This window comes from Hydrocoleum sp. CS-953, from assembly GCF_002260545.1.
Lineage (GTDB): Bacteria > Cyanobacteriota > Cyanobacteriia > Cyanobacteriales > Microcoleaceae > Trichodesmium.
In genome coordinates, this window is record NZ_LGSU01001189.1 from 1 (window position 1) to 7,739 (window position 7,739).

Consider the following 7,739-nt stretch of genomic DNA (forward strand, 5'->3'; position numbering starts at 1 on the left):
CGTGGAAATAATTAATTGCTATCTGGAAGATACACCCAAACTTTTAAATGAAATTACTCAAGCAATTGAAAAAGAGCAGGCAGAATTGCTACAAAAATCTGCTCACACCATGAAGTCTAGTAGTGCTTCTGTCGGTGCCACAAACCTATCTCAGCTTTGCAAGGAATTAGAATCTATTGGACGTGGGGGAGCTACGGAAGGCACAGATGTGATTTTATCTCAGGTTAAGGCAGAATATGAGCGGGTTGAGAATGCTTTACGAGATGAACTTCAGGCTTATATGTAGAAATTATCCTGGGTGTATTTTGAGTTAATTTGGGTGTTGGTGATGCGTGGCTATGATTTTTCTGGCATTCTAGAAACCGGCTTTGTATTAGATGCTGATAAATAGTGAAATTTGTCTCCAACAAACCCGGTTTCTTATAACAGTTTAGATTTCATAGCTCGGTTCACCAACGCCTGAGTTAATTTGTAGCAAAGATTATCTATCAAACTTATATTATAGGCAACTAAAGACAAATTTAGTATAATACTTATTATATATAAACACCCATTATGATTACTCTGAGTAGCTACCACATAACCGAAATCCTCTACCAAGGGACAAGAACTGCAGTTTATCGAGGGACGCGCAATAAAAATAACCAACCTGTTATTATCAAAGTATTGCGCAATAAATCCCCCAAATTTAATGAACTCCTACAATTTCACAACCAAATTGACTATTACGATCGCTCTATTGCTAAAGCTCAGGAAAATGAGTACATTCCAAGCAGCAATATCCCTAGAAAATGCTCGACTTTATCAACAAGCTCAACAAGCATTAAAAGATTTACAACAAGCACAATTACAAATTGTTCAAAGCGAAAAAATGTCAGCATTAGGTAATTTAGTTGCTGGTGTAGCACNCTACAATTTCACAACCAAATTGACTATTACGATCGCTCTATTGCTAAAGCTCAGGAAAATGAGTACATTCCAAGCAGCAATATCCCTAGAAAATGCTCGACTTTATCAACAAGCTCAACAAGCATTAAAAGATTTACAACAAGCACAATTACAAATTGTTCAAAGCGAAAAAATGTCAGCATTAGGTAATTTAGTTGCTGGTGTAGCACATGAAATGAATAATCCTGTTGGCTTTATTTGTAATGGTCTTGAGCAAACTCAACCCATCATTATAGATATTATTGAACACCTACAACTATATCAAGAAACTTTTTCCCAACCAAGTGAGGAAATTATTACACACGCAGATGAAATCGACTTGGATTATAGTCTAGAATATTTGCCCAAAATTATAGATGCAATGGTTATGGCAGCGGACAGATTGAAAAATATTAGTGTTAGTTNTATTTGTAATGGTCTTGAGCAAACTCAACCCATCATTATAGATATTATTGAACACCTACAACTATATCAAGAAACTTTTTCCCAACCAAGTGAGGAAATTATTACACACGCAGATGAAATCGACTTGGATTATAGTCTAGAATATTTGCCCAAAATTATAGATGCAATGGTTATGGCAGCGGACAGATTGAAAAATATTAGTGTTAGTTTAGGAACCTTCTCCCGTGCGGATACAGAGCATAAAGTAAAGTTTAATATTCATGATGGGCTAGATAGTACCATTTTAATTCTCAAACATCGTCTTAAAGCTAACACAAAACGTCCAGAAATTGAAGTTATTACTGAGTATGGTGATTTACCACAAGTTGATTGTTTTCCAGGTAAGTTAAATCAGGTATTTATGAATATTTTGGCAAATGCTATAGATGCTTTAGATGAGTCTAATTACGGACTTAGCTTTGAGGATATTGAAGGAAAACCCAATAAAATTATGATTAAAACTATAGCTGAAAATGAACAAGTAAAAATATCAATTAGTGATAATGGTAAAGGGATGAGTCAAGAGGTGCAAGCACGAATTTTTGACCATTTATTTACTACTAAAAGAGTTTGTCAAGGTACAGGTTTGGGATTAGCGATCGCTCAACAAATTGTTGAAGAAAAACATGAGGGTTGCCTAGAAGTAGAGTCGGAGTTGGGTACAGGTACGTCCTTTTATATCCAATTGCCAATGAAGCGATTCTCTAGTATTAGTGAACAAAGGGATGAATATGTGTACAGAAGGTAAATCTCTTCTTTTACCGAAATAATTAATCATTAAACAATTAAATAATTAGATAATTCACGCCTTGAAGCCTCCCCTTTCAAGGGGAAAAAAACGGTCGTTTGCGGAGCATTCCGTCAGGATGGGATGGCGAGGTTTCCCGCTCTTGCAGAGCCGCTTCGCTAACGCCATATCCAATCGACCAAGAGAAATAAATATTTTCCTTATTTGTCAATCCTCTCCCTAAAAGGGAGAGGTAATTATCAATTATCANATCGACCAAGAGAAATAAATATTTTCCTTATTTGTCAATCCTCTCCCTAAAAGGGAGAGGTAATTATCAATTATCAATTATCAATTATCAATTATCAATTATCAATTATCAATTATCAATTATCCATTAATGACGGTTGTTGCAGTAGTGTTTAATTCTAATAGTTTAAATATCATTTATTGGTTTGAATATTCCTTAATTAGCTATAATAAAATTATCTGTACAGTTTTGGCTCTAGATATCATTTTATGAATATAGCTAAAAGTATTATTTTTTCTCCCTGTATTCTCACCCCTTCAACAAGTTTAAATGAAGCTATTAGTCTAATGACAAAAGCAAAAGGAAGTTCTTGTCAGATTAGTTATAGTGAAAATAGGATACCTGCCTCGAAAAATATTGGTCAAATTAGCAGTTGTATCTTAATTGTAGAAAATAAAAAATTAGTAGGAATTATTACAGAAAGAGATTTAGTTAAATTAACTATTCAAGGAAAAACATTACAAAATAAGACTGTTGGCGAACTAATGACGAGTCCAGTTGTATCACTTCTCTATGACGAATTTAGTGACTTATACATTGCCTATAGTTTAATGCGTCGTCATCGTATTCGCCATTTACCTATTTTAGATATACAGGGTTATCCTATTGGGTTAGTTACTTTATCTAGTTTGCGTCAAATTCTAAGTCCACGTTATTTTTTCCGGTTTCGACAAGTTGATGAAGTTATGACTCGTCATGTAATTTGGGATGTTCCCTCTACTTCTGTTATGGAAATAGCAAAAAAAATGGTTTTTAATCAGGTTAGTTGTATTCTTTTGGTGGAACAGAAATCAGATATTTTGACTCCACTAGGAATTATTACAGAAAAAGATATTGTACAGTTTCAGGCACTAGATATAAATTTAAAAGAGCTTACTGCCGAGCAACTAATGAGTTATCCGTTATTTTGTTTAAAACCAGAAGATAACCTTCTTCAAGTCTATCAAAAAATGGAAGAATTACGAATTAGAAGGTTAGTTATAACAGGAAAAAAAGGGGAATTATTAGGAATAATAACAGAAACAGATTTAGCTAATCTTATCGATCCTATCGAAATGTCTGGTTTCTTAGAAATCCTAAAATATAGAGTTAGCCAACTTGAAGAGGAAAAAGCTTTTTTACTCCAAAAACAAGGAATAGAATTAAATCAAGCTATTGCAGAAAACCAATTTGAATTATATTATCAACCACAATTTAATTTAAGAACAAAAAAGGTTTTTGGTGCAGAAGCTTTAATCCGTTGGAATTCTCCGGAAAAAGGTAGAGTTTCTCCTGCTGAATTTATTCCTTTAGCTGAAAAAACAGGTTTTATTATTCCTCTAGGTCAATGGGTATTAGAAACTGCTTGTAAACAAATAAAAGATTGGCAAAAAGAGGGTTTGCTACATCTACAAATTTCTGTCAATATCTCAAGTAAACAGTTTCATCAACCTAATTTAGCTGAAGAAATCTTAAAGATTTTGAAAAAATATGAAATCCCACCGCAATGCCTTAAATTAGAACTAACTGAAAGTGTATTAGTGCAAGATATTGACATGACATTAGAACAGTTTAAAATGTTAAAAGCAGCGAAAATTGAAGTTTCAATTGATGATTTTGGTACAGGATATGCTTCGTTGGCATATTTACAACATTTTGATTTTAATACTCTAAAAATTGACTGTTCTTTTGTTAAAAATATTCATAAAAATTCCAAAAATGCGGCTATTACTAATGCTGTTATTCGCATGGCTAAACAATTAAACTTTCAAGTTATTGCAGAAGGAGTAGAGACTAAAGAAGAAAGCGATTTCTTATATGCTAATGGTTGCGAATTAATTCAAGGTTATTTAATTAGTCGTCCCCTTTCTGCCAGAGATTTTTCTAAATTTATAGCTTTTTGACAGCAATTTCGGAGTTACAAGCAGGATGCTTACTTATAACAGTTTTCATTAATATAGACTACAGAGATTTAGGTTTAAAGGAAGAAGGAAGAAGTTTTGTAGTCTACCTTTGTGAAAACCGCTATAATTGTCGTAACATAAGCATCCTGCTTGTTACAGATTCAATATAAATTTTTCTGGGGTGTCTGTTGAAGAAATTTTTAAACGGATAAATTCTGCCCATGCTGCCTCATTTAATAAACTTAAAGCTGCTTGGCGATTTTGACGAGCGATCGCTTCTATAACTCTTTGCCATCCAGACTGTAAATGTTCTATATTTTTATCTGATTTATCAACTATATTTAACCAAGAAGTTGCTTTCTCAAAAATCGGTTCATCTGGTGAAATTTGTTTTGACCTCAACCCCTGAATAACTATTTTTAACCACACTGGAAAAAGTTCAATCCAATTATGATATTGTAATTCCTGAAGTGCTATTTCTGTCATACCTAAAGCACCCCAAATACAAACACATTTTATAGCTAAATTAATATCCTGATTTGACACTGCGGACTCCCATAAATTCTCAGCATGAGATTGAAATCTAGCTTGTAAATATTCATAAGCTGACTTAACAGTATCAGTATTTGTTACTTTATAAGTTGTCTCTCCTCGAAAATTTCTATCTCCTCGATAAGAAAGCCAATTATGAGAGCCAGATAAATGAATTTTTCTATCTACTAATACTTCCTTAGCATGGGAATTTCCTAACCAAAATATCTGAGCTGCTGGTAAATCTTCAGGAGTTCTAATTGTTAACAATTTTTCCTCAACTTTGGGCGACATTGGTTTAGTTTCTTCTGCTTGTTTTTCGGCAATTCCATATCCGATTAAAATCCACACTCCATTATTTGCCAACTTTTGTAAAAGTTGCAGAAACTCCTCATCGACTACTTCCTCAGTCACCCAAGGAGAATAAATTAAAATCTGTTGAGTTGCTGCTTTAAGAGTAGATAAAAACTCCGGTCTAATTTGGCGATCGCGCAACAAGATAAATTCGGAATTTTTTGGTAAAGTTTTCTTCCCCTTATCTCTAGTTTGTTTAATTATTTCATTTGCTTTTTGCCGAATTTTTTGGAGTCTTTCCTCAACTTTTTGGTTTTTTAATTCTAAAATTGATTCTGTTTGAGAGGCTATAGATTCAGGAGGCAAACCACATAATTCATTGAGCAAAACTTCTCCCTTTTCTGCCATTTCTTGTAATTGATTTGAAACCTGTTCTAAAATTTTATTTCCTTCTCTTGCTTGTAAAATTAACTTTTCTTCAATCACATCAAATATTACCAAAATAGAAATAGCTTTCCAGGTAATTTTTTCTGCATCTTTATCTACAGAAAAATCTGTAACTATTTGCCCTGATTCTGGTAGATGAATACCTAAATCAGAATCCAATATTTGCTGTTTAAATTCTTCAATAGTCAAATTAGTAATATCAGGGATTGTATTTTCAAAGGTTATAAAATCTGCTAAATTTGGTAGTTCAGGAGATTTAGATATTGCAGCAGAAAGTCGCCAGTTTATTTGTTCAGAAAGAGGGTTAGTAATAGCATAAATAATTTTATTTTCTGGCGGTTGTGGCAAGGAACCTTTTGTATAAAATTCTTTTCCTTCAGAAGTTATAGTAATTGTAGAATCTGGTGGTGTTAGAGTTAAGGTTTGTAGAGATTGAAGAGTATTAGTAGTGTTTTGAATAAATATCGGGTCTAACTTTAGTATTTGTGCTAATTCCACTTCAGTTGGTGGAGGATTAAACTCAATACTTGCTCTGAGAATAAACTCCTCAAGAATATTCAAATCTCGTTCTTTTGTAATTTCAATTTGAACCGGGGTTTGATATAGTTGATAACAAAATTGACGGGCAGCAAAAACTGACAAACCAGGACTATCTTTTTCGATTTTATCAGCTAAATTATTTAATTGGGAGTCGATATATTTAGTAGGAGATTGTAGAAACATTTGCTTTTTCAGTTATCAGTTATCAGTTATCAGTTATCAGTTATCAGTTACCAGTTACCAGTTATCAGTACCTACAACTATTAAATTAATTTCATTATAAATTAATATCCCAAACCATTTTACCCTCCCATGCTCCCGAAGGTTTTTAGATAGTGGGAGCATCTAGCTCCCGAACCATTCGTTAAAACAAATTCGCGAGCTTCTAGCTCGCACTGGATGGCATCAATGAATTAATTTCATTATACAGCGCTTTTCAGATTAAAGAATTCTGATTTCTTTCTTGAGCTAAGATATACCTGAAAATAATTAAGTAAAAGTCAACAAAACTTTAAGATTAAACTAAACTTTAGATATCGGTTTCATTAATGGATAATTATTTATTAATTGATAATAAATTAGTTATCAATTATCAATCATCCTTGATAAGGAGAGGCTTTAAACCTCTGGAGATTAATTACAGCCTATTTCATGTAAGTGTGGTATAGTAATTATACTAAATTGACACAATTTTTGAATTAAAACTTAATTCTATACTTCAAAAACCATTTAAAAAGTGATTAGTTCTACTGTACTTCGTAAACCTGGAATACACTGTGTTAATTATCAATTATCCATTATCAATTATCCATTAATTTATTATGTCTCAATGTCTCAACCCAGAATGTCTAACTATTAATCCCGATAATTTTCAATTCTGTCAAAAATGCGGAGATAAATTATTACTTGTAGAACGTTATTGGGCAAAAAGTATTCTCGGACAAGGTGGTTTTGGTCGAACTTTTTTAGCAGTAGATGAGTTTAAACCTTCTAAACCTTTTTGTGTGATTAAACAGTTTCTTCCTCAAGCACAAGGAACGGAAACTGTGGCAAAAGCTGCGGAGTTATTTGCACAGGAAGCAGAAAGGTTGGAATTGTTAGGAAAGCATCCACAAATTCCTGAACTTTATGCTTATTTTTCTGTGGATAGTCGTCAATATTTGGTACAGGAATTTATTAAAGGTGAAACTCTACAACAAGAGTTAGATAGTCGTGGGGTTTTTAATGAAAGTCAGATTCGAGAATTGTTAATTGACTTATTATCTGTTTTGCAATTTGTTCACAGTCATAATGTGATTCATCGGGATATTAAACCGGAGAATATTATTAGGAGAGAGGCGGATAAAAAGTTAGTTTTGGTTGACTTTGGAGCAGCTAAAGTTCTGCCAAAAACTCAACGTCGGACGGTGACTGGAACGGTTATTGGTTCGGCAGAATATTGCGCCCCGGAACAGTCGATGGGAAAGGCAAAGTCTGGAAGTGACTTGTATAGTTTGGGGGTGACTTGTTTGCATTTATTGACTCAGATGAATCCGTTTGATTTGTATGATGTAATGGAAATGGAATGGGTATGGCGAGATTGTTTAAATGGAAATTTTGTTAGTGATGAATTGGG

At 33.3% G+C, this 7,739-nt stretch carries 4 protein-coding genes and 2 pseudogenes; 5 read left to right on the forward strand and 1 reads right to left on the reverse strand.

Translation table 11 applies throughout. The features are described from left to right. The 4 genes and pseudogenes from AFK68_RS19430 to AFK68_RS19440 form a co-directional block, all read left to right on the forward strand. The coding region (locus AFK68_RS19430) for an Hpt domain-containing protein (RefSeq protein ID WP_168186554.1) at window positions 1-286 on the forward strand (286 nt) is incomplete at its 5' end. A 623-nt stretch (window positions 287-909) separates the two neighbouring features. Beyond that, window positions 910-1,352: pseudogene (locus AFK68_RS42080) on the forward strand (hypothetical protein); the annotation flags it as partial. 1 nt (window position 1,353) lies between these two features. After that, window positions 1,354-2,140: pseudogene (locus tag AFK68_RS42085) on the forward strand (sensor histidine kinase); the annotation flags it as partial. 498 nt (window positions 2,141-2,638) lie between these two features. After that, window positions 2,639-4,312, forward strand: coding sequence for an EAL domain-containing protein (locus tag AFK68_RS19440; protein WP_094674301.1), 1,674 nt, complete (start codon window positions 2,639-2,641; stop codon window positions 4,310-4,312). A 153-nt stretch (window positions 4,313-4,465) separates the two neighbouring features. On the opposite strand, the gene AFK68_RS19445 is transcribed toward AFK68_RS19440, so the two are convergent. Further along, complete coding sequence (locus AFK68_RS19445; RefSeq protein WP_094674303.1) at window positions 4,466-6,307, reverse strand: hypothetical protein; 1,842 nt, start codon at window positions 6,305-6,307, stop codon at window positions 4,466-4,468. A 638-nt stretch (window positions 6,308-6,945) separates the two neighbouring features. Between AFK68_RS19445 and AFK68_RS19450 the strand changes: the two genes are divergently transcribed. Next, window positions 6,946-7,739: serine/threonine-protein kinase (locus AFK68_RS19450; RefSeq protein WP_143438051.1), on the forward strand; the 794-nt coding region annotated here is incomplete at its 3' end.